Origin of the sequence: Psychrobacter coccoides (assembly GCF_017498085.1) — a bacterium.
Classification (GTDB): domain Bacteria; phylum Pseudomonadota; class Gammaproteobacteria; order Pseudomonadales; family Moraxellaceae; genus Psychrobacter; species Psychrobacter coccoides.
Genome location: NZ_JAGBKM010000003.1, coordinates 157,293 through 183,891, shown reverse-complemented (window position 1 = coordinate 183,891; position 26,599 = coordinate 157,293). Strand labels below are relative to the sequence as shown.

Annotated in this window: 23 protein-coding genes; 21 read left to right on the top strand and 2 right to left on the bottom strand. The window is 44.1% G+C overall.

What is annotated here, in order from left to right; genetic code table 11:
* Nucleotides 1-145 precede the first annotated feature (145 nt).
* From ndk to radA, 21 genes are all read left to right on the top strand, one after another.
* Nucleotides 146-577, top strand: a complete 432-nt coding sequence (gene ndk / locus J3492_RS03230) for a nucleoside-diphosphate kinase (RefSeq protein ID WP_207989817.1) — start codon at nt 146-148, stop codon at nt 575-577.
* Nucleotides 578-1,084: 507 nt separating this feature from the next.
* Nucleotides 1,085-2,329, top strand: coding sequence for a dual-specificity RNA methyltransferase RlmN (gene rlmN / locus J3492_RS03225; RefSeq protein ID WP_207989814.1), 1,245 nt, complete (start codon nt 1,085-1,087; stop codon nt 2,327-2,329).
* 157 nt (nt 2,330-2,486) lie between these two features.
* Nucleotides 2,487-3,380 (top strand): type IV pilus biogenesis/stability protein PilW, encoded by an 894-nt coding sequence (gene pilW / locus J3492_RS03220; protein ID WP_243453070.1) that lies wholly within the window; start codon nt 2,487-2,489, stop codon nt 3,378-3,380.
* On the top strand, nt 3,377-4,198 hold the full coding sequence (locus J3492_RS03215) for a helix-turn-helix domain-containing protein (protein ID WP_207989812.1): 822 nt from the start codon (nt 3,377-3,379) through the stop codon (nt 4,196-4,198). Before pilW ends, J3492_RS03215 begins: the two co-directional genes overlap by 4 nt.
* A gap of 108 nt (nt 4,199-4,306) precedes the next feature.
* The gene (gene ispG, locus J3492_RS03210; RefSeq protein ID WP_207989809.1) at nt 4,307-5,422 is read left to right on the top strand and encodes a flavodoxin-dependent (E)-4-hydroxy-3-methylbut-2-enyl-diphosphate synthase; all 1,116 of its coding nucleotides are present in this window, start codon (nt 4,307-4,309) and stop codon (nt 5,420-5,422) included.
* Between the two features lie 102 nt (nt 5,423-5,524).
* Entirely contained in the window at nt 5,525-6,826 is a 1,302-nt protein-coding gene (hisS, locus tag J3492_RS03205) for a histidine--tRNA ligase (RefSeq protein ID WP_207989806.1), read from the top strand.
* 114 nt (nt 6,827-6,940) lie between these two features.
* On the top strand, nt 6,941-7,771 hold the full coding sequence (locus tag J3492_RS03200; protein WP_207989804.1) for a YfgM family protein: 831 nt from the start codon (nt 6,941-6,943) through the stop codon (nt 7,769-7,771).
* A gap of 84 nt (nt 7,772-7,855) precedes the next feature.
* Nucleotides 7,856-9,064 carry an outer membrane protein assembly factor BamB gene (bamB, locus tag J3492_RS03195; protein WP_207989802.1) on the top strand — a complete coding sequence of 403 codons (1,209 nt, stop codon included), beginning with the start codon at nt 7,856-7,858 and terminating at the stop codon, nt 9,062-9,064.
* Nucleotides 9,065-9,438: 374 nt separating this feature from the next.
* On the top strand, nt 9,439-10,872 hold the full coding sequence (der, locus tag J3492_RS03190; RefSeq protein ID WP_207989800.1) for a ribosome biogenesis GTPase Der: 1,434 nt from the start codon (nt 9,439-9,441) through the stop codon (nt 10,870-10,872).
* Nucleotides 10,873-11,107: 235 nt separating this feature from the next.
* Nucleotides 11,108-13,060 carry a sensor histidine kinase gene (locus J3492_RS03185; protein ID WP_207989798.1) on the top strand — a complete coding sequence of 651 codons (1,953 nt, stop codon included), beginning with the start codon at nt 11,108-11,110 and terminating at the stop codon, nt 13,058-13,060.
* A 133-nt stretch (nt 13,061-13,193) separates the two neighbouring features.
* The gene (locus tag J3492_RS03180; RefSeq protein ID WP_207989796.1) at nt 13,194-13,796 is read left to right on the top strand and encodes a 6-pyruvoyl trahydropterin synthase family protein; all 603 of its coding nucleotides are present in this window, start codon (nt 13,194-13,196) and stop codon (nt 13,794-13,796) included.
* On the top strand, nt 13,789-14,355 hold the full coding sequence (tsaE, locus tag J3492_RS03175; protein ID WP_207989794.1) for a tRNA (adenosine(37)-N6)-threonylcarbamoyltransferase complex ATPase subunit type 1 TsaE: 567 nt from the start codon (nt 13,789-13,791) through the stop codon (nt 14,353-14,355). Before J3492_RS03180 ends, tsaE begins: the two co-directional genes overlap by 8 nt.
* Nucleotides 14,356-14,423: 68 nt before the next feature.
* The gene (mutL, locus tag J3492_RS03170; RefSeq protein ID WP_207989788.1) at nt 14,424-16,244 is read left to right on the top strand and encodes a DNA mismatch repair endonuclease MutL; all 1,821 of its coding nucleotides are present in this window, start codon (nt 14,424-14,426) and stop codon (nt 16,242-16,244) included.
* A 14-nt stretch (nt 16,245-16,258) separates the two neighbouring features.
* Entirely contained in the window at nt 16,259-17,428 is a 1,170-nt protein-coding gene (gene miaA, locus J3492_RS03165) for a tRNA (adenosine(37)-N6)-dimethylallyltransferase MiaA (protein WP_207989780.1), read from the top strand.
* A gap of 363 nt (nt 17,429-17,791) precedes the next feature.
* A complete protein-coding gene (hfq, locus tag J3492_RS03160) occupies nt 17,792-18,319 on the top strand; it encodes an RNA chaperone Hfq (protein WP_207989777.1) in 528 nt (175 codons plus the stop codon).
* 196 nt (nt 18,320-18,515) lie between these two features.
* Nucleotides 18,516-19,508, top strand: a complete 993-nt coding sequence (locus tag J3492_RS03155) for a KpsF/GutQ family sugar-phosphate isomerase (protein WP_207989773.1) — start codon at nt 18,516-18,518, stop codon at nt 19,506-19,508.
* 50 nt (nt 19,509-19,558) lie between these two features.
* Nucleotides 19,559-20,125, top strand: coding sequence for a KdsC family phosphatase (locus J3492_RS03150; RefSeq protein ID WP_207989879.1), 567 nt, complete (start codon nt 19,559-19,561; stop codon nt 20,123-20,125).
* Nucleotides 20,122-20,709 carry an LPS export ABC transporter periplasmic protein LptC gene (gene lptC / locus J3492_RS03145; protein WP_207989771.1) on the top strand — a complete coding sequence of 196 codons (588 nt, stop codon included), beginning with the start codon at nt 20,122-20,124 and terminating at the stop codon, nt 20,707-20,709. The genes J3492_RS03150 and lptC overlap by 4 nt, the downstream gene beginning before the upstream one ends.
* Before the next feature lie 287 nt (nt 20,710-20,996).
* Nucleotides 20,997-21,479, top strand: a complete 483-nt coding sequence (lptA, locus tag J3492_RS03140) for a lipopolysaccharide transport periplasmic protein LptA (RefSeq protein WP_243453075.1) — start codon at nt 20,997-20,999, stop codon at nt 21,477-21,479.
* Nucleotides 21,480-21,634: 155 nt separating this feature from the next.
* Nucleotides 21,635-22,345: an LPS export ABC transporter ATP-binding protein gene (lptB, locus tag J3492_RS03135; RefSeq protein ID WP_207989877.1), complete on the top strand. Its 711-nt coding sequence runs from the start codon at nt 21,635-21,637 to the stop codon at nt 22,343-22,345.
* Nucleotides 22,346-22,355: 10 nt separating this feature from the next.
* Nucleotides 22,356-23,798, top strand: a complete 1,443-nt coding sequence (gene radA, locus J3492_RS03130) for a DNA repair protein RadA (RefSeq protein WP_207989763.1) — start codon at nt 22,356-22,358, stop codon at nt 23,796-23,798.
* A 70-nt stretch (nt 23,799-23,868) separates the two neighbouring features.
* Here the strand turns inward: radA and J3492_RS03125 are convergent, their stop codons facing one another.
* Both J3492_RS03125 and rodA read right to left on the bottom strand, forming a co-directional pair.
* Nucleotides 23,869-24,477 (bottom strand): septal ring lytic transglycosylase RlpA family protein, encoded by a 609-nt coding sequence (locus tag J3492_RS03125; RefSeq protein ID WP_207989761.1) that lies wholly within the window; start codon nt 24,475-24,477, stop codon nt 23,869-23,871.
* Nucleotides 24,478-25,087: 610 nt separating this feature from the next.
* Entirely contained in the window at nt 25,088-26,230 is a 1,143-nt protein-coding gene (gene rodA, locus J3492_RS03120; RefSeq protein WP_207989759.1) for a rod shape-determining protein RodA, read from the bottom strand.
* Nucleotides 26,231-26,599: the final 369 nt, after the last annotated feature.

Genomic DNA, 26,599 nt, shown 5'->3' with positions numbered 1-26,599 from the left:
GCGTCAATCATTATAATAGGCAACAATCTTATGCTAAGAGCGATGTGTCGATAATGAGGATGCATAAATACGCTGACTTGGTGTAATGGCTAAAGATAAAAACCCTTTACTTGTCTTACTAACCCCTAATTAATAGGAGCTTTTCATGGCTAACGAACGTACTTTATCTATCATCAAACCTGACGCTGTAGCGGGCAACAACATTGGCGCCATTTACAGCCGTTTTGAAGACGCTGGTCTAAAAATCGTTGCGGCAAAAATGCTGCATCTTGATGACGAAAAAGCAGGCGGTTTTTACGCTGAGCACAAAGAGCGTCCATTCTATAATGACCTAGTGTCATTCATGACTTCAGGCCCGGTTGTGGTGTCTGTACTTGAAGGCGAAAACGCTATCGCTAAGCATCGTGAAATCATGGGCGCAACCAACCCAGCCGACGCCGCTGAAGGTACTATCCGTGCTGACTTTGCGAGCAGCATCGATGAAAACGCCGTTCATGGTTCAGATTCAGCCGAATCAGCCAGCCGTGAAATCAGCTACTTCTTCAATGAAGATGAAGTGTGTGCCCGTACACGCTAATAGCAGTGATTATTGATATCATCTGTTATGATTAAAGATGATTGTCAATCATTAGTGTTGCGAGACGGCTTATATCTCATGGTATAAGCCGTTTTAGCTATAGTCAGCTGAATGTAAAACTGCTATGGGTTTAAACACGCTACTGGTATACATTTTCCTTGCGTGCTGTGTACTCAGAGGCTACGCAACTGTATTTTAAAGCAAGCGTCCCAGTCGCTATGACAGCTTTAGAGTGTATCGACGATATTATAATAATCGTATTCTTTATTGAAAACTGTCATTGTTTCCCTCATTATCTATAATTACTGAGCATTATCAATCCCTTATCAGCATACTTCTATCAGCAGTGCCTGCTTATGAATGTTCAAAACGCCCTAAATCAATACAACGTTAAAACTGATAAAATCTGCGCTCATAACGGATTGCTCATGCACCACAGTATGGTCAAACTCCTATAAATAGTTGCAAGGCTTATATAAATACGCTCATGCAAAAAGGTTATCTATTATGTCCACTATTCAAACCCCCATTCAACACGTACCTGCAAAGACCGCTAAAAGCATTAAGCTGGTAGATGAGACACAGGCTAAGACCAATCTACTAGGCATGACGCAAGCGCAACTTGCTGAATACTTTAAAAGTATTGGTGAAAAGCCGTTTCGTGCCACTCAAGTTATCAAATGGATATATCAACATGGTGTGACTGACTTTGAGCAGATGACCAATCTGAGTAAGTCGTTGCGGGATAAACTGTCATCAAATGCTTGTGTGACCCCGCCAAAAGTCATTCACCGTCAGTATAGTGATGATGGCACTCGTAAATGGGTGTTTGAAGTCACTGGTGGGTCGTTGGTTGAGACGGTGCTGATCCCTGCAGATGATAGTAAGGCAGATGGACGAAAGACGTTATGTATCTCTTCGCAAGTCGGCTGTGCGCTAGACTGTAGTTTTTGTAGTACTGGCAAACAAGGTTTTGAGCGAGACCTCTCCGCCGCTGAAATTATTGGTCAGCTGTGGGTCGCCAATGCGTCTTATATGAGCGATGACAACGACAATTTAGAAAGTGTCGATCATAGCTTATGGGAAAATAAAGTGACCAACGTGGTCATGATGGGTATGGGTGAACCTTTATTAAACTATAAGCCAGTAGTTGGTTCGATGGAGCTTATGCTTAGCGATCATGCTTATGGCTTGTCTAAACGCCGAGTGACGCTCTCAACCTCAGGTGTGGTGCCAAAGATGTATCAATTGGCGCAAGATATCGATGTGGCCTTAGCCATCTCACTGCACGCACCCAATGACGAGCTGCGTGATGAGCTGGTACCCATTAATAAAAAATATCCGTTGGATGAGCTGATTGCAGCAGCAAAAAACTATGTCTATGATGTCAATCCGCGTCACAAAAAGCACGTGACGATTGAGTATGTCATGCTAGATGGGGTTAATGATAGTGATGAGCATGCCAAGCAAATGGTGGCACTGCTCGATGGTCTACCAAGCAAAATTAACTTAATCCCATTTAATCCATTTCCGCATGCGCCGTATGACAAATCAAGCAATAACCGCATTCATGCTTTTAGTAATATTCTGAGTGAAGCGGGTTTTGTGTGTACCATTCGTCAAACGCGTGGTGATGATATTGATGCCGCCTGTGGGCAGTTGGTCGGACAGGTAGCGGATCGAACCAGACGTTCGGCAGCGTGGCAACAGAGCATCAAAGATCGTAATATGAATAGCGATGTAGAGGTTTGATATCTCTTTTATTATGGCTTGTATCAAAAAATACAGCTGTGATTTATACTTTGCAACAATGAAAAAATGCAGCCAAGTAAACTAAATTGTACTTAAGGTGTCTAAATCTATTAAACTGATGACTCTTTTATATTGCAGTTTTATGAAGGCGGCTATGATGAACATTAACAATGATTGGCGTAAGCCTAAATGTTTACTTCCTAAGTGCTTGATGCCTAGGCGCTTAACGATAACAAGTGCGCTTATGGCCTTGGCGCTGGCTGGATGCCAAAGCACGCCAACTAACGAGCTTACTGGGATGGACTATCAAACCTCTACCCAGCCAAGCACTAACCGCAATCTGAACAAAAAAGAAATAGCTCGTGTGCGTACGTCGCTTGCAGCGCAGTATATTCGAAAAAACGAGCTAGATACAGCTCAGCGCCAACTCGAAAAAGCCTTCGCTGCTGATAGCAGATATGCGCCCGCCTATGATATGATGGGCATCCTATTACAGCAGGAAGGCAGTCGTATCAATCTTGCAAAAGCAGATCAGTATTTCAAAAAAGCGATTGCGTTGGATAAAGACTTTGAACAAGCACGTAATAACTACGGCGTTTATTTATCACAAATGAAGCGTTATAGTGAGGCAGTAGAGCAGTTTGAGATTGCAGGATCAGCCTTGGGTTATGAGGGGCGTATTGGTGCGCTTGAAAACTTAGGCCGTACTTATCTACAGCTCAATAATCATCCAGCCGCTGCCAAAGCTTTTTTACGAGCGCTAGAAGGCAATCGTAATAGTTTGATTGCTCATATTGAATTGGTCGACTTACTTCTCGAGCAGCAACGTATACAGCAAGCACAAAGACTCTATGATGAGACCTTAATACTGGTTCAAGGACAGGGTATAAGTCCAAGATTGCTCTTGCAGGGTATTAAGCTTGCTGCTGCTCAAAACGACATAACAACCCGCCAACAATTGGCGCAGCAGCTGTTATCTGCTTATCCACTAAGTGATGAAGCAAAACAACTTAAGACTTGGCTTAACAATCCAGAGGCATCATGGAAATGACCACCCCATCATCTAACAATCAACCCAACGCTCAGGGATCATTTGGTGCCATGTTGCAGCAAGCCCGAAAAACCAAGCAGCTAAGCTTAGAGGATGCCTCAAGCGAGCTGTTTATTTTAAAGCGTCATCTACAGGCGCTAGAAGATGAAGACTTTTCAGAATTGCCGCAAGCTGCGTTTGCACGGGGTTTTGCTATCAATTATGCTAAGTATCTGGATTTGGACCCAGCCAAAATAGCTGACAGCTTTGATGCTGCATATCCTAATGAGCTAAAAGCACAGTCCACCACCAATATTGATTCACCCCTACGCCCGATGGGCACTCTCCAGCGTGACGATAGTCGCAGCAAAATACGGTTTAACCCCTTGCTGATATTGGCCGTTATTGGTCTGATTATCTTGGCAGTATTCTTGTTTCGTATGGTAACTAATGCCAGTAAAGAGTCAGAAGAAACCACACCTGTCGTCGATACGCTTTCAGCCTCAGAGCAAGCACAAGGCGCAGCTATCGATACCAGCGCTATTGATAATGTCGGCGCTTCTGGTTCGGCGCTGAACTTAGACAACTCTGCTGTGATGAGCAGTTCGGCATTAGCAGTCACTGTCACTGCAAATACTGAGGTTAATATTACCGATGCATCAGGCGCCAGTTTGATGTCTGGCAATCAAGCTGCGGGAGACTATCAGCTGTTTGGGACACCTCCCTTTAATATTCAGATTGCGAATGTAGACAATGTTAGTTTGTCGCTAAACCAAGAGTCTGTGGCACTAGAGCAATATGCGACTGATAATCAAGCCCGTTTTGCACTGACCCCTTAAGTGCTCTAACCCATCTTAGCTTTGCGCCTTAAAGGTTCAAAGTCAGATGCTCTATCAGTTACCCACTGCTTATATATTCCTCTTACTTGTTTTTCAAAGGATTTTTATATGTCAATGCCATCGCCTATTAACCGCCGTTCTACCAAAAAAATATATGTCGGTGATGTCGCAATTGGCGGCGATGCACCGATCAGTGTACAAAGTATGACCAACACCGATACTTGTGATGTGGCTGCTACGGTCGCTCAGATTGAACGCTGCGTCGAGGCGGGCGCTGACTTGATGCGAGTATCGACACCTACTATGGATACGGTCAAAGCATTTGGCGAAATTCGTAGGCAGGTCAATATCCCTTTAGTCGCTGATGTACACTTTGATCATAAGATAGCATTAGCCGTAGCAGAGGCAGGCGCTGATTGTTTGCGTATTAATCCGGGCAATATCGGCAGCGATGCAAAGGTGCGTGAAGTGGTCGCTTGTGCTAAGCATCATAATATTCCAATTCGCATCGGGGTCAATGCCGGCTCGCTAGAAAAAGACATTCAGCGTAAATATACGGAGCCAACGGGCGAGGCGATGCTAGAGTCAGCGCTGCGCCACATTGATATCTTAGAGCGTCTGAATTTCGATCAATACAAAGTATCCGTCAAAGCCAGTAACGTGTTTTTGACTTTAGATGCCTATCGTTTATTGTCTGCACAGATAGATAATCCACTGCATCTGGGTGTGACAGAGGCGGGTGTCTACCGCACAGGCGCTGTGAAATCAGCCATTGCACTGGGCGGTTTATTGCTAGATGGTATCGGTGATACCATACGTATCTCTTTGGCGTCAGAGCCTGAAGAGGAGATTAAGATAGGGTTTGATATTTTAAAATCACTAAATATTCGCTCTAATGGTGTCAACTTTATTGCTTGTCCGAGCTGCTCACGTCAAGAGTTTGATGTGATTAAAGTCATGACTGAGCTTGAAGCACGTTTAGAAGATATTCGTCAACCAATGGATCTGTCAGTCATAGGTTGTAAAGTAAACGGCCCCGGCGAAGCAAAAGAAGCGGATATTGGTATTGTGGGGGCGGCACCCAAGTCCTTGGTCTACCGTATGGGCGAAAAAAGCCATCTCATCGATACCAATACCTTAGTCGATGAGATAGAAAGCATGGTGCGGGCGCATGCTGCTGATTTAGAAAAGCTGCGTGCCAACGAAATTATCAGAGTAAAGTAGATACAAAAAAATATAGGGTTTGTGTATGATAAGCAAAACGCTATACCGCCCTAATAAAACAATAGAAATAAGCGTTATAAATTTTGAGGATACGATTGCATCATGATCAAGGCTATTAAAGGGTTTAATGATATCTTGCCAGAACAGTCCGCTAAATGGCTCAAGCTAGAAGCAGTATTGGCAGATGTATTGGGTAGATATGGGTATGAGCAAATTCGCTTACCCATCGTTGAGCAGACGGACTTGTTTGCACGGGCCATTGGTGGCGCAACTGATATTGTCGAAAAAGAGATGTATAGCTTCGCTGACAAATCAGATCCACCAACGCCTTTAACGCTACGCCCTGAAGGAACGGCTGGGGCGGTACGGGCGGTGATTGAGCACAACCTACTGCGCGGTGACACCCCAAAGCTTTGGTACATGGGCCCTATGTTTCGCTATGAGCGTCCACAAAAAGGCCGTTATCGTCAATTTCACCAAATAGGAGTGGAGAGTTTTGGTAGTGCCTTACCAGATGCGGATGCCGAATTGATTGCCATGACACATTTGATGTGGCAGGAGCTGGGTCTAAAAGATGAGATGCACTTACAGTTAAATAGCCTGGGTGAGCTTGATGAGCGTCAAGCCTATCGTAATGCGCTGGTGGATTATCTAACAGATAAGCAAGACCAGCTAGATGAAGACAGCAAGCGTCGTCTGACCACCAACCCGTTACGTATTCTTGATAGTAAAGATGCCAATACACAGGCGTTACTCGCTGATGCGCCAAAACTGGCTGACTTTTTAGGCAGTGAGAGCGTTGCGCATTTTGAGCAAGTTCAAGCTTATCTAACAGCGCTTGGCATCGATTATGACATCAATCCGCACTTGGTGCGAGGTTTGGATTATTATAATAAAACAGTCTTTGAGTGGGTAACTGATAAGCTTGGTACTCAAGCAACGGTCTGTGCTGGCGGGCGTTATGATGGCCTGATAGGTCAGCTAAAATCTGTTGGTACACGGGAGAATAAAGACGATAGTAAGCCTGTGAAATCTGAACCTGGTGTGGGGTTTGCGATGGGGTTGGAGCGTCTCTTATTATTGATTGAAGCAGTTGCTCCAATGGCAGAGAGCACAGCCTGTGATATTTTTGTCGTAGCGCATCCTGAAGTGTTTACGGCAGGGTTTAGTTACGCCCAAAAGTTGCGCTACAGCCGTCCAGACTTACGAGTTAAAATGGCGAGTGCGACCAGCTTGAAGTCACAAATGAAAAAAGCCGATAAGTCAGGAGCAGCCTTGACGGTCATCATCGCTCAGCAAGAGATCGATGACAATACCGTCAGCATTAAAGACATGCAGACAGGCGAGCAGACCACTGTGGCCCAAGACTGGCTGGATGCGACAGAGAACTTTACGCGCTCTTAATCATGGCGCAAGATGTTATCAGATGTATGTAGAGCGTGCCCTCAAGTAGCGTATTATTGATTTAGATTGAGAGTACGCCTTAGTTTTTAACTAGATTTTATCAGGTAAGTAACTATGGTTCAGAATACGCAGTCGCCAAATGCAGACAATTCGATGCAAGCGCTCAAGCAGTATGGCAGCTATATTATCACTGCTATTTTACTGGCATTAGCAGGCTATTTTGGCTGGACCTATTGGCAAGAAAATCATGCACGGGTAGACACGGTGGCTGCCGATCACTATGCCGATATTCAAAGATTGAATGAGCAGTTGAATCTGGCGGCACAAAACCCAGACTTAGAAGCAGAGGCGCTGACGGAGCTGGCTGCCAGCCGTGAGCAGCTCAATAAAGATATTGAGGCTTTAGTCAATACCCATGGTGACTCAGTTTATGCTTGGCAGGCGCTAATGATTAAAGCCCGTCAGCAAGTCGATAGTGATGACTTCGCTGGCGCTACTGAGACTTTAAAACAAGCACTATCCATAGATTTGGGCGATGCAGGTTTGAAGGCCATTACTCAATTACGCTATGCGCAAACACTGTTATCAGCGGGTGATACTGATGCGGCACTCTCTACAGCCACTAATGATATACCAGTGTCATTTGAAGCCAGTCAGCAGGAGTTATTGGGTGATATTTATTTGGCTCAAGATGACAAAGACGCTGCTATCAATGCTTATGAAAATGCTTGGGAGTTATTACGTGACCGTCAAGAAACCCGTGCAGTGCTGGCGTTGAAGCTTGAGAGCTTGGGCATTGTACCAGAACCTATTGAGGAGCCCGCCAGTCTGATTCAAGCCAACAGCACCCAAATAAATACTATGGCTGAGCCATTAGCAATTGAAAGTGATAGTAATGCAGCCAGTGTTAACAATAATAACGATTCTGACTCAGCAGCGCAGTAAAACATCGGTACAATAAGCCGTAGTTTATAATGATGATATCTGTTATTTTATTGACAGTTAATTTAATCGTAGTGAGAGCATATAATGACCCGACCTATTCGCTTCAGTAAGATAACAACAGGCAATACCATTAAAAAAACTGTCATGCATGTGGCGGTGTTAGCACTAGTGAGTACCGCTGTGGTGGGATGTAATCGTGGTATCAAACCCGTCGTCAATGAGCCGGTAGATTTGGTACAAATTGCACAACCTATTAGTGTCTTACAGCCTGTATTTAATGTGGATGTCGGAAACAAAAAAGCCAGTAAAAAAGACCCACTTGATCTACAGGTCGGTTATGGTAATGAGCAGATCGTTACTGCCTCACGGGGTGGGGATTTAACCGGCTTTGATCTTGCAGGACAGCGCTTATGGTCGATCAATCTTGATGATCAAATCACAGGTGGTGTGACACTAGATGCGTTTAGCCAGACAGCGATTGTCAGTACCCGCAGCGGCTTGGTGATGGCATTCGACAGTGCCACTGGTGCTAAACGCTGGCAAAGACAACTGTCAGGATCAGTACTCACGCCTGCATTGATTAGTAATAACCGAGTTATTTTATCTGCTAATGATGGCTTTTTGCATGGGTTGTCTTTGCAAAATGGCCAATCAGTTTGGCAGTTTGCCACACAAGTGCCAGCGATTAGTGTTCGTGGCACAGCGGCTCCTACCTTATTAGATGATAAAACAGCACTGCTGGCTACTGCAGATGGTCGTTTGCACGCCATTACTACAGATAGCGGCTTGCCATTATGGTCAAGACGTGTCGGTGTTGGTACAGGTAGTAGCGAAGTTGAGCGCATGAGTGATGTCGATGGCATGCCAATCGTAGACAATAATCAACTGTTTGCGATCAGCTATAGTGGTCAGTTAATCGGTATCGACTTGACGACACGACAAGTATTGTTTGTCAATGAGCTTGCTAGTCTTAAGTCTTTAGCTGTCAACGCTCAGCAAGTGGTTGCGACCAGTTTAGATGGTAAAGTAGTGGCTTATGAGCGCAATAATGGTCAGATGATATGGGAAAGTGAGGCACTGGCTTATCGCAATCTAACCAACCCTGTGATGATTGGAGATTATATTGCGGTGGGTGATCTTGAAGGAGTGGTGCACTTGTTTGACCCTACTACTGGTGATATTGTCAGTCGAGTTGAAACCAAAGGAGCGCTCAGCAGCTTACAAGTACAAGACAACCGCTTGATGACGCAAAGTAATTCAGGACAAGTGGCTATTTGGCAGTTAGTGCGCTAGAAGCCATTATCGAGTCTATAGTCACCCGATACTAATGCTGCTATCACCAAACTTATCGAAACCGCTTTTGTCCGGTTATGATAGATATAATCGGTAATATATTTAAACGCTGCTTAGTCAGCGTTTAATATCTTGTATAATCCTCATACTTCACGTAATCTGAGCGCCCCTAAATGTGCGTATTGATTTATTAAGTACATATCTTTTATCTGTGCACTGCCTCATTTTAATTTTACTTTCAAAATGAGTGTAGACCCTTAATATTATTGTTTATTATATATTGATGTATTAAACATTTAGGTATTAATCATATAATTTTGTAGTAATGTGCTGATTTTTGAGGTCATTACTGTATCCGAAACTGAGAGTAACGCATGAGTATCAAGCCTGTGGTCGCCCTGATTGGCCGTCCAAACGTAGGTAAATCCACCTTGTTTAACCAATTTACCAAAAGTCGGCAGGCGCTTGTTGCCGATTTATCAGGTCTGACTCGAGATCGTCAGTATGGTGATGCAGAATATGAAGGTAAGTCATTTATCGTCGTTGACACTGGCGGCATCGGTGAAGCAGACGACGGTAGAGGCGACATTGATGATTATATGTCCGAGCAGTCGCACACCGCGATTCATGAAGCGGACATCGTTGTCTTTGTCGTTGATGCTCGGGCTGGTATGATTGGTGCAGATGCTGAGATTGGTAAGTTTTTACACACTTTAGGCAAGCCGGTCTATGTTGTAGCAAATAAAATCGATGGCGTTCATGACTCAGCTCCTGCTGAATTTTATGCGCTGGGATTGGGTGAGCCATATCCCATGGCAGCAAGTCATGGCCGAGGGGTGGGTAACTTATTAGAAGCCATCACTGCAGATATGCCAGAACAGCAGCCCGTCCATGAACCCGATGGCTTGAAGTTGGCTGTTATCGGTCGTCCAAACGTTGGCAAGTCCACTTTGGTGAACCGTCTACTGGGTGAAGAGCGAGTGGTGGTATTTGATATGCCTGGCACCACACGTGATAGTATTTATATCCCCTATAAGCGTGATGGAAAAAACTATGTTTTAATTGATACTGCAGGGGTGCGTCGCCGTGGTCGCATCGATGAAAAAGTAGAGAAGTTCTCTGTTATCAAGACTTTGCAGGCCATTGAAGACTCAAATGTGACCATCATTGTCATAGATGCTCAAGAAGGTATCGTCGATCAAGACTTGCATATGATTGGCTATGCTCTTGATGCGGGTCGTGCGTTAGTTATTGCTATCAACAAATGGGATGGTCTCAGTCAAGAACAAAAAGATTATATTAAAATTGAGATGGAGCGTCGTTTTAGCTTTATACCTTATGTGAAGGTGCATCTCATCTCAGCGCTTCATGGTACTGGTGTTGGTAATCTATATCCGTCTATCTTACGAGCTTATCAATCCTCTATGTTTGAAGTATCAACCAATCGTCTAACACAAATACTACAAGATGCGGTCACAGCAAATCCGCCACCAACGGTTGGTGGTCGCCGTATTAAGCTGCGTTATGCCCATATCGGTGGTCATAATCCACCCGTTATCGTTATTCACGGTAATCAAACTGGCTCACTACCTAAGAGCTATCAGCGTTATCTTGAAAATCAATTCCGACAAGTGTTCAAACTTGAAGGCACACCACTTAATGTGGTCTTTAAGCTCAATGAAAACCCTTACGCCAAAAAAAGCGATACGCCAACTAAGGCCAAAGCCCAGCAATTGCTACAACGTCAGCGTAATCGTAAACAAAAATACGCTAAGTCTGATAGAAGAAGTAAGAAGAAAGGCTCCTAAGCACTTGTTTGTATGTTAAACATACCCTAGTTTCGACTGCTTACTTACAAAAGATAGAACAGTTAAGGTTAAGATGAGCGCTGCTTTTTTCTTAATCTTAGCATTGTTTGCAAACTTGATGGCTACAAACTTGATGACTACAAACTTGATGACTTTCCTGTACTATAGGTCAAGCATGAGCTGTTTTGAGCCATCTGCAGCCACTTTGGGTAAGTTGCATGAGTGAGTAAGTTGCATGAAAAAAAAACCTGTTAAAACCATACCCAATCTCATTAGGCGTACTGTTATTCAAGCCATTTTTTTTGCGGCTTTAGCAGGGTTTCTACTGTCTTTTTTTTACACATTTCTATATCACTATCGTCAAAAAGTCCTGCATATTGACCAGCTTGGAGAAATGCTGGCTAAAAGTGCGTCAACACCCGATGGTGCTAATTTAGTCGCAAGGCAAGTCAGCCTATTGCTAGACGACGATATCGCCTTAGATAGTATCTTATTTTATTCTACTGATCAGCCGATCCCAGAGAACAACAACGCTGAGATACATCGTCACTATAACGATTGGTACAATGCGATATTTAAAGATACCATCAGTTTTAATTATCCAGTGACCAGTCGTTATCTTAGTGGCAGTAGTATTCAGCGTGCTGGCTCTGTACAGCAGCTAAATACGACTGCTCCTGCTAACGAGATAGAGCCTATAGCGCTACCATCACCATCTCAGTCTACTGACCGGAATACCTTGGTTGGCTATATCAATATCACCTTAGACATCCAAGCCCTACGCTGGCAGTGGATATATGTCAATTTGTTGTCGTGGATTGCGACAATCAGTGTTCCTATTTTAATCGGTTGGTTTTTGTTGCGTAGATTGAATCGACCGAGCAAAGATCTCGCTGAGATTGTAAAGGTGTGTGATACGGTCATTGACGATGCAGAACTTGAGTATCTGCCTGTTATGCAGCAAAAATTTTACTTTCAAGAGTTGTTAAAGATTAAAAGAACCTTAGTGGTGCTTTATGATAGATTGCAGGCTGCACAGCAAGACTATCAAGCGCTTTCTGATTTTGAACAACAGCTACATAATAAAGACTTATCTCTCGATATGCAGCGCTCTAATTTTCAGAGTATGATCACCCATGAGTTAAAAACCTCTCTCAACGCCATCTCAGGCGGCTTGCAGCTTATGGATAGCCATTACTTTAACGAAGAACAAAAAGATACCTTGGCCATCATTCGTAAAGGCAGTCAACAACTGGAGTTGACCATTGATCAGATTATCCAGCTTAACAAGATAGAAAAAGGTCAAATCGCCGTCAGCATCGGTGAGTTTAATCCGTTACAAATGATAGCGGACTTACTATTAGAGTTTGAGCCTACCGCTAAAGAAAAAGGCTTAGATTTAGTGAGCCGTGTTCATCATACGGGGTATACGCTTGAAGGGGATGCAACCAAGATTAAGCAGATTTTGAGCACCATCCTTCACAATGCGATAAAGTTTACTTCGGCCGGCGAAGTCATCATTGAATCGCAGCTGACGCATCTTAATGAAAGCCTACGTTGGCAGATAGATATCATAGATACAGGGATTGGTATCGATGAGATGTATATCGAAGACATTTTTATGCCGTTTTTTCAGATTGACTCTTCCCAAACACGTGAGCATGAGGGCGTAGGGATAGGGCTGTCAGTTGTTAAGCAGATCGCTCAACTGGTTGGCGCTTCTATTGAAGTAAACAGCGATTTGGGTGTTGGTAGTCAGTTTACAGTGACCATACCATTACGTAAAAGATATCAAACGCAAAAACAAGACTTATTGCAGGGTGTCACTGTCATATACTATCACCATGAAGACTCGGGTTTTTTTGTAGATATGCTGCAGCGATTTGGTGCCACAGTTGTCTGTTATCAGCATACTCAGCTAATCCTAGAGCATTTGACCGACGAGCAAGCCACCATGGTGATGTTTGCCGAAGAAATAGCACCAAAGGAAATAAGATGGTTGGCTAAGCGTATTCGTGAACGTGAAACGACATATCGTCCATTAATGATTTATTGGTATCCACCAGAAAAAGCGTTTTATCTTGATGATTTTGAGCCTGGTTTAAAAGCTGCAGGTGTGGATTATTGTCATAGTGCGACACGTGATTCTAAAGTGCTGTATGGTTTGTTCAGTAAATGGTTGTATTGAAGCCTTGTAATAAGTGCTTACTTACGGATACATATTGATTTGCTATAATGTACGACAACTCAATTTATATATATGGCAAGCTGTTACTGATTAATGTTTAGCAGAGCTTTACTTGTCGTTTGGTCAAACTATTATGCGTATTCGTAAACTATTCAAATTTGAAAATGCTCATATCGTGCGGAACTGTAGCTCCCAGCGTTGCAAGCATTCTATTCATGGACACAGTTATCAGATTGAGCTGATTTTAGAAGCTCATCACTTGGATCATGGCCAAATGGTCTATGACTTTGGTCTGCTAAAATCTTCGATTAAAGATATCATTGATAGCTTTGATCATGCCATTTGCTTTTGGAATAAAGACGATCCCGAGTATATTGCAGCCTGTAAAAAGTTTAGCGCACGATGGATTAGTCTACCTGTCTCTCCTTCAGCAGAACAGTTCTCTCGAGTGATATTCTTTTGGGCGCAACAGATTTTGCGGCAGACTCAAATGCAAAATGGTGAGGCTGATGTGGCGGTTTATTCGGTCATTGCCCATGAGACGGCGACGGGATATGCTCAATGTTTTGCTGATGATGTGACAAATGAGCAAATGGGTAAGCTTGTTTTAGACGAGTTTGAGTTTAGTGAACAAGTTTGTGCTGAGTGGCACGATCCTGAACTATACGATAAGCTGGTACGTGGTGAGCGTTTCGTCAATCCAACTGTGACCATGCAGGTGCAGCCTGATGCGTAATGATACTTCTTTAGATAGTCATGCTCACATCAACCATGCTCACATCAACCATGCTCAGGTACGAAAGCTGACTTTAGATACAGAGGCAGACACCAAGCGTCTGGCTGAGCAGTTGGCTGAGTTACCGCTCACTGGTAGCGTGTGGTTGTCTGGTGATTTGGGTGCAGGAAAAACCACTTTGACTCGCTATTGGTTACAAGCGTTAGGACATACTGGCGCTGTAAAAAGCCCCACCTATACCTTAGTCGAGCCATATCGCATTAAACAGAAGAGCACTGAGAAAAACGCGGTTCAGGTTAAGCCAGTCTATCATGCTGACTTATATCGGCTGCAAGACCCAGAAGAGCTGTCTTTTATCGGTTTTGATGAGTACCTTGATGAGCCAAATGCCTTGGTCATTATAGAGTGGGCCAGTCGTGCTGACAGCTATTTGCCACCGCCGGTATTGTTTGTCGATATCACTCAAGACGATAGTGATGGTGAGTTGCGTAGCGTGGAGCTGCGACTGTCAAGAGCAGGTCAGGTGCAACAGATAGACTTATCAGCAATACACATTTAGGTCTCGCTGTACGCTTAACAGCCGTTGAACTTCAGTGCTACCGTTTTTAGAATATATGATCCCTATTCATGCCAGACAATACTTCTAATACTCGTATCAAAAAACTATCACCGCTGCTGATCAATCAGTTAGCCGCTGGCGAGGTTGTGACACGTCCAGCTGCCGTCGTCAAAGAGCTGCTTGAAAATGCGATTGACGCTGGGGCTACCAGCATTGAGGTGTACATTACTCAAGGTGGTATGGCGATGATTGAGGTGATAGATAATGGTGCAGGCATCCATCCTGATGACATGGTGATGGCCATTACCCGCCATGCAACCAGTAAGGTGGCGGATGTGGCTAATTTACAAGGTATTAGGACGTTAGGTTTTCGAGGAGAGGCACTGGCAGCAACGGCGGCGGTCTCACGCTTAACCTTGATCAGTAGTCATAATGATAGTGGTGTTGGACGTCAGTTGCAGGTTGCCGGCGTACTAGATGATGTGCCAAAACTAACGCCTGTGGTCCATCATCGTGGCACGACGGTCACTGTCAAAGATTTGTATTTCAACGTTCCAGCACGCCGAGGTAACTTAAAATCTATTGCAACTGAGTTCAGTCATATTGAAACGGTCGCTCGAGAAGTGGCGCTGGCCAGAGCCGATGTGGCCATCACGTTGTTTCATGATAACAAGAAGCGGCTATCCTTATCTACAAACATCGCTGAAGGGGGCTATGATAGCAGTTATAATCATATGAACTGTTTGCCCTTGTCACGCCTTGAGCAAGCGACAGGCTTGCTACTGAGAGATAATGCGCTACAGATAACGGTTGACTTATCCAGTCTGACACAGCCACTCACTGGTGATATAGATCATAAAGGCATTAGTAAGCAGGCAGGTGTTGATGGCTGGGTATGGCCGATACGGAGGGGTGAGTCGCCACAAGAGGTCTTACCCAAGCTGCTCTATGTGAATGGGCGTTTGGTTAAAGAGCCAATCATTAGCAATCAGCTACGACAACTGACGCAAAGTGCTGATCTTATGAATATGGGCTACGCCTTGTATTTTGACCTGCCTGCTCAGTGGCTTAATCTTAACGTACATCCATCCAAGCAGCGCATTAAAATCAGCTCGTTAAACAACATTATGGCGCATTTGAGCCATGCTATTCAGACAAAGCTTAAAACCACAGAAACCACAAAGGCATCGGCTGTCAGTACTTCCAATAAAACGGCGCTGGATGATAGTAGCGCTCTACACGTGTCTTTTACCACCCCTTTATCTAAAGAAGCATCTACGCCTAACACCATTCAAAGCAACCAAGTCGAAGCGCCTAAAAGCGCTTATCAGTCTGCAGCAAGCAAACAAGCATCGGCACCTCAAAAAGACACTTATGCTGAGCATACCTTAAATGGAGCTGATGGACATTCACAGACAGCTCTCAATCATTACGTTGAGAGTGATAAGCATACGCTTGTAGATAGCAAAACTTTACCGGTTTGCTTAGATGTCATCAGTGATTTGAATAGTGGTTTAGAGGGGCTAGCGATGACAAGGACTGGTAGGGCAGACGATATTGACACCTCGCTACCTTGGTTGTTGTTTGATGTGCAAGGGCAGTGCCTACTGATTAGCGCAGCAGCTTGGCAGTCAAAGCTGAGCTTGTTGTTTAAGTCATCTGTCTTTAGTCATACGATATACAAAAAACAGACAACATTAAGCAGTGCAATATGCAATCAGCAGTTGACGACTTTAAGTGCGCCCATGTCTGCGCAAGACTTGAGTGCTTTTGTCGCAGATGTTGAGTCGTTATTGATTGGCAATGCGATTACAGCGATAGATCACAAGCGGTTGGTATATTTGATGCTGACCTCTGCGACAGAACTGATAGACTCTAATGAACGATAACTGCTAATGGCGTTATGACTAAAAAAGGCAAGGCTATGCAACATGTGTCCGATCACTCTTCTTCTGGCTCAAACCCTCATTTAGCGGACAACAGTGTAGTGTGTTTGATGGCGCCAACCGCAAGTGGTAAGACTGCGTTGGCTTATGAGCTGTATGACACAGGACGCTATGAGCTCATATCGGTAGATTCAGCATTGATATATCGAGATATGAACATCGGCACAGCGAAGCCTACCGCTGATGAGCTGGCACGTTACCCTCATCATTTGGTTGATATCATCGATCCGGTGCAAAGCTATAGTGTCGCTGAATTCGTCCGTGATGTTGCTCGCTTGATTGAGCGCTGTCATAAAAGCGGCAAGATACCTTTGTTGGTAGGCGGTACCATGATGTATTACATGGCGTTACTTGACGGATTGTCTCGTGTGCCTGACAGTGATGAAGGTATTCGTGAGCATGTGGCGCAGTGGCAGCAAGACGAGGGCATCAGTGCCTTGCATGACTATTTAAGGCAGGTTGATCCGATAAGCCACCAACGGCTCAAGCCGACAGATACGCAGCGTATCACCCGAGCGGTAGAAGTCTATCTGCAGACAACGATCCCTATCAGTGAGTGGCAGCGTCAGCCCAAGCAGGCATTGGCACATCATCCCAATCAGCAATGGCATGCATTGGCAGTAATGCCTGATCGAGCGTGGCTACACGAGCGTATCGAGCGGCGATTGGATATCATGTGGAATGAAGGGTTGGTCGCTGAGGTGATTGGTTTGTTAGAACGCTATCCACTGACCCCTGACTTACCGTCTATGCGCTGTGTCGGCTATCGGCAAGTTTTAGAATACTTGGTACATATCAATCATCCAGTATTTGCGCAACCGCACTTGGATAAAGCACGGTTCTATGATGCTTTTACTGATTTAAATGCGGGCGTGAGTACCAAGACAGCACAAGGTCAGACATCTGTAGACGGCAAACAGACCGAGGGGTTTGCTTGTCAGCAAATGCAAAATAAGGCACTATACGCTACCAGACAATTGGCGAAGCGTCAGTATACGTGGCTACGTAAGCTTGCTCAGTTGTCGAGCCAAGACGCTCTAAACAAGACAGCGCTTGATCATGACTCTAATCAAATCATTACTCACTCATTCACCACAATGACAGAAGTGGGACACTATCTACGCTAGGACGAGGTGAGAGATATCGGGTCAATGATAGTAAGAGCTGATACTAGGTGTTACAATCAGCAAGTGACAGACAAGTGATAAGAGGCAAATGACAATAAGTTTCAAAGCTCAGCTGAGTGAGCTGCTATAATTCTATATGGCAGCAGCTTGTTTGCTACCCTAATTACATTATTACAAATATAGTGACCCATTTAATTGGTTACAATAAGATATCATTTACGATAAAGTATAATGACTTGAGAACATATAAGTGCTTATTTAGATACGTTTTAACCATAACAACTTACTATTGTATCTGCTATTAACCATTATAATTAAATAAGTACTTAACAATAATTATATATATTATTTAGGAGAGTTTTTATGTCAAAAGGACAAACCCTACAAGATCCGTTTTTAAACTCGCTACGTAAAGATCGTATTCCTGTATCAATTTTTTTGGTCAATGGAATAAAATTACAAGGTCAAATTGAGTCATTTGATCAGTATGTGGTGTTATTAAAGAACACAGTCAGCCAAATGGTCTATAAGCACGCCATCTCCACAGTGGTGCCGGCACGCAATCCGCGCAGTAGTGGTACAGCGAGTACCGGAGGCGGGATGCAAACGCAAGGCGTTTCAGGGTATCAAGGCGGCGGCACGTCATCTGGTTTTGAGCGAGGCGGCAGCGCAGGTGGTTTTGAAGAGCGTGGTTTTGCCTCCAGTCGTGGATTTAGCCGCAGCGGCTTTGGTCAAGGTCAAGATCGAGGTTTTGAGCGTGGCGGCTTAGGTCCAACGACAGACCGAGGTTTTGAGCGTGGTGGCTTTGGTCAAGACCGTGGTTTTGAGAGCCCAGCAGAGGGTACAGGTTTTGAAGACAAGCCAAGCGATAACTTTGACGACAATAAGTAAACATCGACAGACGCTACTGCCATAGACTGTATTTATGCATAAGACAGACCTGCTACTAAGTGGGTCTTTTTTATATGCAAAAGTATTTATAAAGTAGGGCGCTTAGATCAGTCATATTGTTTTGGCTTATATTATTAATGTTGCGCTTTATATAGTAAAATAGCACCTTGATTAATTACAGATGTTGGGCTTAATAATGGATAACCGTGCAAAAAACCTCACTCATGAGCAGTTTATAAATGCTGCTATAGAAGCGATCAATACTGAAAAGTCGGCTTTAGCTTTGTTGACAGAACAAATTGATGATAGGTTTGCACAGGCTTGTGACATTATTTTGGCGTGTGAGGGTCGGGTCGTGGTGACGGGTATGGGTAAGTCTGGATTAATCGGCCGTAAAATAGCCGCTACCTTTGCCTCTACGGGCACGCCAGCTTTTTTTATGCACCCTGGTGAGGCCGGTCATGGCGACCTAGGCATGTTGGTAAAAGGAGATGTGCTGCTTGCTATCTCTAATTCTGGCGAGTCCGATGAAATTAAGATGTTATTGCCAGTGGTCAAACGACTGAATATTCCATTAATTAGCATCAGCCGTGATAAGCGTGGTATGTTACCACAAGCGGCTGATATCACATTGACACTTGGCAAGTCACAGGAAGCCTGCCCACTTAACCTCGCGCCAACTTCTAGTACTACGGCCACTTTAGCACTGGGAGATGCTCTTGCTGTTGCGTTAGTACATGCTCGCAACTTCACGTCAGAAGATTTTGCCTTGTCTCATCCTGCTGGGGCACTTGGCCGTCAGCTCCTGACCAGGGTAGAGGATTTGATGCACACTAATGCTGAAGACTTACCCCTGATCAATCAGCAAGCTCCGCTACAGGAGGCGCTGTTTACGATGTCAGCTGGACGTCTGGGTATGACTGTAGTGACAGATGATGAACAAAAAGTCGTGGGTGTATTTACAGATGGTGACTTACGTCGTGGACTTGAGAAAGGACTTGATTTGGCAACCCCAATGAATGCAGTGATGACGACCAATCCGCGCCAGGTCAGTAAAACGATGCGAGCATCAGATGCACTTAGTGTGATGAATGAAAATGCCATTAGCCAGTTATTGATTATGGATGAACAGGGGCGCTTAGAGGCGATTATTACCGTTCATGACTTATTACAAGCTGGCGTGAAGTAACTCCTTAATGCTATACAAACTATGCTTAAACGACTTGATGAGAGACTATGATGCAAGACTTAATAAAAAAAGCGGGACAAGTAAAGCTACTGGTTATGGATGTCGATGGTATTTTGTCAAACGGCCAGATTATTTATGACGCCAATGGTATAGAAACTAAGGCGTTTTCGGTACAAGATGGCGTAGGCGTTAAGTCTTTAACTCGTTATGGAGTCTTGACAGCGATCATTACTGGGCGTCGCAGTGCCATGGTAGATAAGCGTGCTGCCGAGATGGGTGTGAACTATGTGGTTCAAGGGCGTGATGATAAGCTGACTGCTCTCAATGAGTTGCTATCGACATTGGATCCAGAGCTGGATATAACCGCTGCTGACTGTGCTTATATGGGCGATGATTTACCTGATATTAAGGCGATGCAAACGGTTGGATTCGCTGCTACCGTGCCCAATGCCCATGCTGAGGTGATTAAGCGTAGCGATATGGTAACAACCAAATCGGGTGGTACAGGCGCTGTCCGAGAGGTCTGTGATCTTATTTTAAAAGGCCATGGTCATTATCAAGACTTTATTGCGCACCATACACTTGATGATGTTAACACTCAGGATGAGCCATCGTGAACACTCGTGTTTTAATCATTATTGCAGTCATCATTGCCGTGATAGCAGGCTGGTTCTTTCGCAAGCAAGGCGACATAACACCACCTGTAAACATACAAACCTCTGAAGTTGATTATGAAGCGACTGATATTCAGGCGATACAGACCAATGAAAAAGGTGAAACTGAATATGAGCTAAATGCCGACTCCTTAACGCACAATCCTGCAACCAATTTAGATGAAATGTCCGGTATCACCATGAACTGGGAGCCTTCTGATGAGCAGCGCTATGTCATTGAAGCGGGTAGTGCTACTATGAATCAACAAACGGGCGACTTGCAGCTGTTTGATGGCTTTAGTTTAGTGAGCGAAAATAAGACTGACGATACGTCAGACAGTGAACCCATTAAGGTCACAGGGCAAGCGCTCAAGGGAAATACGAAATCACGGCAAGTTTATAGCGAGGAACCCGTTCAGGTTGAACAAGGTATGAATCGTTTTCAAGCCGCAACCATGACCGCCAATCTTGAGACTGGAGATTATGAGTTTGGTGAAGTTGCTGTCACATTTACGCCAGCTGAGCGTCAAGATAAAGCCTTGTTTTAATCACGGCTAGAAAGAACAGTCTATGTCAACAGACTTTAAAAGCGCCACAGAGCGCTTGGTATTAGATTTGCCAGCATAAAGTGATGTAGGCATAGCATGCGAGAAAAGTTGACACCAGTAGCATATCAATACAAGTGTATCGACTTTGTTTTTCTTTGATCACATGATCATACCTCCTAGCACTCACTGTCATCTTATTATATAAAGAGCCGCCTATGAAATCTAAAAAGTTTTTTAATAAACGCTTGAATCATAACTTTCGTTGTCTGCATGTCCTGCCGACCATCATGCTATTGGCGCTACCTGTATATAGTCATGCGTTACCATCTGATGCCAATCAGCCTATCAAGCTGTTGGCTGACAAAGCGACTTATAGTGAGCGTACAGGTGTCACAAGCTACTCTGGCAATGTCATTATCACTCAAGGCACACTTAGGCTTACCGCTGATGATATTACAGTCAACTTATCTCAGCAGCGCAGTATCAACTCTGCAGTGGCAACTGGGCGCCCAGCGACCATGCAGCAGATAGTGACTAAAGAAAAGGGCTTGGCTAAGGGTCAAGCCAATAAGATAGACTATAATGCGGTGACAGGCATCATTACCCTAACCGGTAATGCCAAGCTTGATCAAAATGGGGCGAGCTTTGCAGGTAATGTCATTCGTTATAGTCTAAAAGCTGGTGACGTAGAGGCAACTGCTGGAGGCAGTCAGCGTGTTGAGTTGATACTACCGCCTAATAATAGTACCAACCAAAGCAGTATACGCTAATCAATAAGGCTTCGTTAAGCGTTTAAATGTTGTATGAGTATGAGTAGAGCATGAGTGATAATCAAGATGTGCACAGCAGTTCTAAGAGTGATTCTAATAATCAAGCAGCAGCTAATATCGCTGAGAAGGTCTCACCAACAAATATACGGCTGACCATGCAAAATCTAGGCAAGCGTTATGGCAAACGCTGGGTGGTCAAGGACGTGTCTTTTTCTGTGGAACAAGGTCAAGTCGTTGGACTGTTAGGACCTAATGGGGCGGGTAAGACGACCAGCTTTTACATGGTTGTTGGTTTGGTCAATATGGATAAAGGCCGGGTGACGTTGGGTAAGATGGATTTGTCCAAATATGCCATGCATGAGCGTGCTCGGGCCGGTATCGGCTATCTACCACAAGAGGCCTCTATCTTTCGCAAGCTGTCGATAGAAGATAATATCTTAGCCATATTGCAAACCCGTAAGGAGTTAACAAGACGTGAGCAGCAGCAAGAGCTAGAAAAGCTAATCGCTGAGTTCAATTTAGATCACGTCCGTCAGTCGTTGGGAATGAGTGTCTCTGGAGGTGAGCGTCGCCGCTGCGAGATTGCTCGTGCATTGGCTGCCGATCCCAAGTTTATATTGTTGGATGAGCCCTTTGCAGGTGTCGATCCTATCTCTGTAGGTGACATTAAAGAAGTGATCTTAACGCTAAAAAAACGTGGCATCGGTGTCCTCATTACTGATCATAATGTCCGTGACACATTAGCGATTTGTGAAAAAGCGTATATTGTGTCAGAGGGCGCTATTATCGCTGAAGGTACGCCACAAGATATCTTGAATAACAACTTAGTGAAGTCGGTCTATCTCGGTAAAGACTTTCAGGTATAAGGTTTAGATAATGGCAAAAAATAAAACCAGCTATGTCTGTCAAAACTGCGGTGCGCATTTTGGTAAATGGTCAGGCCAGTGCTCAGATTGTAATGAGTGGAACAGCTTGGTTGAAGCACCAAATGTCAGTATGCCGCATCACAATAAACCGTCGTCTAAGCCAGTAAGTCATCGGACACCATCACGTCATGCAAGTGGAGCTGCTTCAGCAGGTAATTACTCAGGTACACATAGTGCTGTTATGCCGCTCAATGCAGTGAGTGTGACTTTGGATACACGGCTACCAACTGGTATCAGTGAGTTTGATCGAGTATTGGGTGGCGGCTTGGTCGCAGGGTCGGTGGTGCTGATAGGCGGCGATCCAGGTATCGGTAAATCGACAATCTTGCTACAAACAGCAACCAACATGGCGCGCGCAGATTCGCTAGCAGGTAGTGCGCTATATGTCACGGGTGAGGAGTCACTGGCGCAGGTCGCCATGCGTGCACAGCGTTTAGACTTGCCAGCGGATCGATTGCGAGTATTGGCTGAGACCAATGTCGAGACGATTTGTGCGGCGCTCACCCAAGAGCAGCCAGCAGTCGCTATCATTGACTCTATCCAGACCATTTATACGGACGCCATTAATTCAGCCCCAGGTGGTGTCAGTCAGATTCGAGAGTCGGCGGCGATATTGACAAGGTATGCCAAACAAACCGGTACAGCGCTGTTTTTGGTCGGTCACGTCACCAAAGAAGGGACGCTGGCAGGACCTCGAGTGCTTGAGCATATGGTGGACACGGTACTGTATTTTGAAGGGCAGTCTGATGCGCGTTTTCGAATGATTCGAGCGGTCAAAAACCGCTTTGGTGCAGTGAATGAGCTTGGTATTTTTGGTATGACAGATATGGGGCTCAAAGAGGTCGCAAACCCATCAGCGATATTTTTGAGTCGTTATGAAAAACCGGTGGCCGGATCTGTGGTGATGGTAAGCCGTGAAGGCACCAGACCTCTACTGGTTGAAGTTCAGGCACTGGTTGATGACTCACAAGGACAGCCAAGGCGTATGGCATTAGGTCTGGATTTTCAGCGTCTCTCGATGCTGCTTGCAGTCATGCATCGTCATGGCGGTATCCATACCAGTGGGCAAGATGTGTATGTAAACGTGGTTGGTGGTGTCAAGGTGATAGAGACAGGCTCGGATTTAGCCGTGCTATTGGCGTGTGCATCTAGCATCAAAGAAAGGGCTTTGCCCTCATCGTTGGCCGTCTTTGGTGAAGTGGGGTTATCAGGGGAGATACGCCCTGTTCCTAATGGTCAGGAGCGCTTAAAAGAAGCAATGAAGCATGGGTTTACCCACGCTATTATTCCTAAAGCCAATGCGCCTGCCACTAACTCACCGCAGTTTAGAGGAATAACGGTACTGGCTGTAGAGCGGTTGGATGATGCGATAGAAAGAGCGTTTGAGCTGTGATGATAAGCTAAATATCAGAGATGTAAAAGCCATACGTCTATCAGTGAAGGCTGTGAAATACAGTTAAAGATTAAGGCCCATCAACACGCTCAATTGAAACGTTACCGACGCCTTTATTGGTAATGCCCAAGCGTTTAGCCGCCCCATAAGACAGATCAAGCACACGATTACCAGTAAAGGGACCACGATCATTAACCTTTACCACGACACTTTTTCCGTTGGTTTTGTTTGTCACTTTCACGTAGCAATTCAGCGGCAGTGAGCGATGGGCTGCGGTCAGAGCGTTCATATCAAAGGTCTCACCGCTGGCAGTTTTGCGGCCATGGAACTTACGACCGTACCAAGAAGCTAAGCCTGTCTGCTTAAACTTGCTGACAGAGTTGGATGCTACGGCAGTCAAGCGCTCTAATACATCTTCATCGTTTGAAACCTCGCTAGTATCACTAGCCAGTAAAGAGCTGCTCAGCGCCAACGAAGTCGGTTGACGGGCAGACTTGACTAAACTTGAGGCATTATCATGTTGGCGAGTAAGCTCACCAAGTACACGATCGATATGAGAGGCATCATCTAAACTTGCTGAGGAAATCTTTGATTCAATTGCACTGGCTTGAGAGGTCATTGCAGAGCCAGCAAACAAGCATACTGACATTGTGAGTAAACCAGATAGACGCTTATTCATAAATACCTCTATAACTTATACCTTAGAACCTAACTTTTAATGACAAGTAAACTATAAAGTCGTTTGGTTACTGATTTAAAAGCCCAATCACTTTATAGATAGGTTTTAAGGTATGAGTAAGTTTGTTTTATTGTTGTACGAAATACAAAAATTATTGATGATGACATTTTCATTGGCTTTAGATGTATCTTTGTTAGCCAAGCGTTAATTAAGTAGTGCTTATGAAAATATAAAAGCTCACTATACGGAGCAGCTCCGACCACATTATGATTCATTGCTAATTTTATTAGCAGCTATGTATAGTTTATGTATCAATACGCAGTAAAAAGAGAGTAGCGTACTTTTTTGTAAATGACAAGTGCTAAAAACATTGTATAGGTACTGCCTATTATCAGATAAAATTAGAGCTCTAAGAGTAGAGTATAAACATATTTAGCAATAATATTATAGATTTAGGAGCGCTACCTTATCGGAGTATTTAGCTTATTAAGTAATTAATGAGTTTTTCTAATCATAATATTTTTTATAGGTATTAAATTTTTCATAATTTATTTTTATTAATAACTGTTTAATACTTTTAGTAATTAAAAACTCAAAGTCGATCGTATATTTACAGTTGTTTATGAGTATGGATAGACATCAGTAAACCAAACCCAGCCATTAAAGTCACAATTGCTGTACCGCCGTAGCTAATAAATGGCAGTGGAACGCCAACCACGGGTAGCAGCCCACCAACCATACCCACATTGACAAAAATATAAACAAAGAACGACATGCCAATGGCTCCTGCGAGAAGCCGACTGTAAGTGTCCGGATGCACAAACGCAATATAGAGGGCACGAATCAATAGACAAGCATAGATAAACATCAATAGTATGACACCAAACAGACCGAACTCTTCTGAAAAGGCGGCTATGATAAAGTCGGTATGTCCTTCAGGCAAAAAATGCAGGTGTGACTGGGTGCCTTCTAAGTATCCTTTACCAGAAAGTCCGCCTGCCCCAATCGCTGTTTTGGATTGGATGATATTCCACCCAGCGCCTTGAGCATCACCTTCTGGATTAAATAACGTCAATACCCGAGTTCGTTGATAATCGTGCAATAAAAACTGCCAGGCAAAAATAACCATAGGAATGGCTAAAGTAATTGCACCAGATATCATCCACCAAGGCAATCCTGCCAAAAACAACACAAAGATGCCGCTTGCAGCGACCAGTAACGAAGTGCCAAGGTCTGGCTCTATCGCTACAAGCAGTACAGGGACGATAATGAGGACCAGTGTCATCATGACACTCAAAAATGATGGGGGCAGTTCTCGTTTAGACAAAAACCAAGCACACATCATAGGCATGCCAAGCTTCATAAACTCTGATGGCTGTACGCTGCCAAATCCTGGAATATCAATCCAACGCTTGGCGCCCATACGTACCTCACCGATAAACTCCACCAATATCAGTAATACTATACCTAAGATATAAAAAATCGGTGTGAAGGTGCGATAAAGACTTGGCGGTATCTGAGCCATAATAAACATGACGGTGAAGCCGACACCATAGCTCACCATTTGGCGAATGACCATGGCTTTATCTTGTGATGAGGCACTATACAGTATGGTCAGGCCAATGCTACAAATGGTGAGAAGTAATATGGTCAACCAAGGGTCTATATGAATGCGCTGCCAAAGACTCCGCTCATTTATTTGACCGAAATGATGGCTTTGACGTGAAAAGCGATACTGTGGATTAAGAGACATAGATTCAGACAGTTATAAGTGGCTATAAAGCATAATAAGACTAGGGCGTGTCTTCATTTTAAAAATGGTCATAAAAATGAGATAAATTGCTGTCAGACAAGGAAAATAACGAAGATAATATCGGGATATTAACCAGTTATTTGACGCAGTATGACAAAATTTAGCCATTTTTAGCCCATTTAGATATCATCATTTGAATTGAAGACACGCCCTAGCAACAGAGCCTAACTATAATAGCGTGCTTTAGCTAGCAGACAGGGGTTTGAAAAAGTCATTAACACTTAAATGACGCTGCAAAAAAGTAACCAAAAAGTGAAAAGTAACGTAATTATAAAAATAGTAATGATAAATGTTAATTAAATTTCTATT

What these genes read in the sequence shown, in the direction of transcription:
- ndk (WP_207989817.1), top strand. Translation starts at nt 146, where the DNA reads ATGGCTAACGAACGTACTTTATCTATCATCAAACCTGACGCTGTAGCG.
- rlmN (WP_207989814.1), top strand. Translation starts at nt 1,085, where the DNA reads ATGTCCACTATTCAAACCCCCATTCAACACGTACCTGCAAAGACCGCT.
- pilW (WP_243453070.1), top strand. Translation starts at nt 2,487, where the DNA reads ATGAACATTAACAATGATTGGCGTAAGCCTAAATGTTTACTTCCTAAG.
- J3492_RS03215 (WP_207989812.1), top strand. Translation starts at nt 3,377, where the DNA reads ATGACCACCCCATCATCTAACAATCAACCCAACGCTCAGGGATCATTT.
- ispG (WP_207989809.1), top strand. Translation starts at nt 4,307, where the DNA reads ATGTCAATGCCATCGCCTATTAACCGCCGTTCTACCAAAAAAATATAT.
- hisS (WP_207989806.1), top strand. Translation starts at nt 5,525, where the DNA reads ATGATCAAGGCTATTAAAGGGTTTAATGATATCTTGCCAGAACAGTCC.
- J3492_RS03200 (WP_207989804.1), top strand. Translation starts at nt 6,941, where the DNA reads ATGGTTCAGAATACGCAGTCGCCAAATGCAGACAATTCGATGCAAGCG.
- bamB (WP_207989802.1), top strand. Translation starts at nt 7,856, where the DNA reads ATGACCCGACCTATTCGCTTCAGTAAGATAACAACAGGCAATACCATT.
- der (WP_207989800.1), top strand. Translation starts at nt 9,439, where the DNA reads ATGAGTATCAAGCCTGTGGTCGCCCTGATTGGCCGTCCAAACGTAGGT.
- J3492_RS03185 (WP_207989798.1), top strand. Translation starts at nt 11,108, where the DNA reads ATGAAAAAAAAACCTGTTAAAACCATACCCAATCTCATTAGGCGTACT.
- J3492_RS03180 (WP_207989796.1), top strand. Translation starts at nt 13,194, where the DNA reads ATGCGTATTCGTAAACTATTCAAATTTGAAAATGCTCATATCGTGCGG.
- tsaE (WP_207989794.1), top strand. Translation starts at nt 13,789, where the DNA reads ATGCGTAATGATACTTCTTTAGATAGTCATGCTCACATCAACCATGCT.
- mutL (WP_207989788.1), top strand. Translation starts at nt 14,424, where the DNA reads ATGCCAGACAATACTTCTAATACTCGTATCAAAAAACTATCACCGCTG.
- miaA (WP_207989780.1), top strand. Translation starts at nt 16,259, where the DNA reads ATGACTAAAAAAGGCAAGGCTATGCAACATGTGTCCGATCACTCTTCT.
- hfq (WP_207989777.1), top strand. Translation starts at nt 17,792, where the DNA reads ATGTCAAAAGGACAAACCCTACAAGATCCGTTTTTAAACTCGCTACGT.
- J3492_RS03155 (WP_207989773.1), top strand. Translation starts at nt 18,516, where the DNA reads ATGGATAACCGTGCAAAAAACCTCACTCATGAGCAGTTTATAAATGCT.
- J3492_RS03150 (WP_207989879.1), top strand. Translation starts at nt 19,559, where the DNA reads ATGCAAGACTTAATAAAAAAAGCGGGACAAGTAAAGCTACTGGTTATG.
- lptA (WP_243453075.1), top strand. Translation starts at nt 20,997, where the DNA reads ATGCTATTGGCGCTACCTGTATATAGTCATGCGTTACCATCTGATGCC.
- lptB (WP_207989877.1), top strand. Translation starts at nt 21,635, where the DNA reads ATGCAAAATCTAGGCAAGCGTTATGGCAAACGCTGGGTGGTCAAGGAC.
- radA (WP_207989763.1), top strand. Translation starts at nt 22,356, where the DNA reads ATGGCAAAAAATAAAACCAGCTATGTCTGTCAAAACTGCGGTGCGCAT.
- J3492_RS03125 (WP_207989761.1), bottom strand. Translation starts at nt 24,477, where the DNA reads ATGAATAAGCGTCTATCTGGTTTACTCACAATGTCAGTATGCTTGTTT.
- rodA (WP_207989759.1), bottom strand. Translation starts at nt 26,230, where the DNA reads ATGTCTCTTAATCCACAGTATCGCTTTTCACGTCAAAGCCATCATTTC.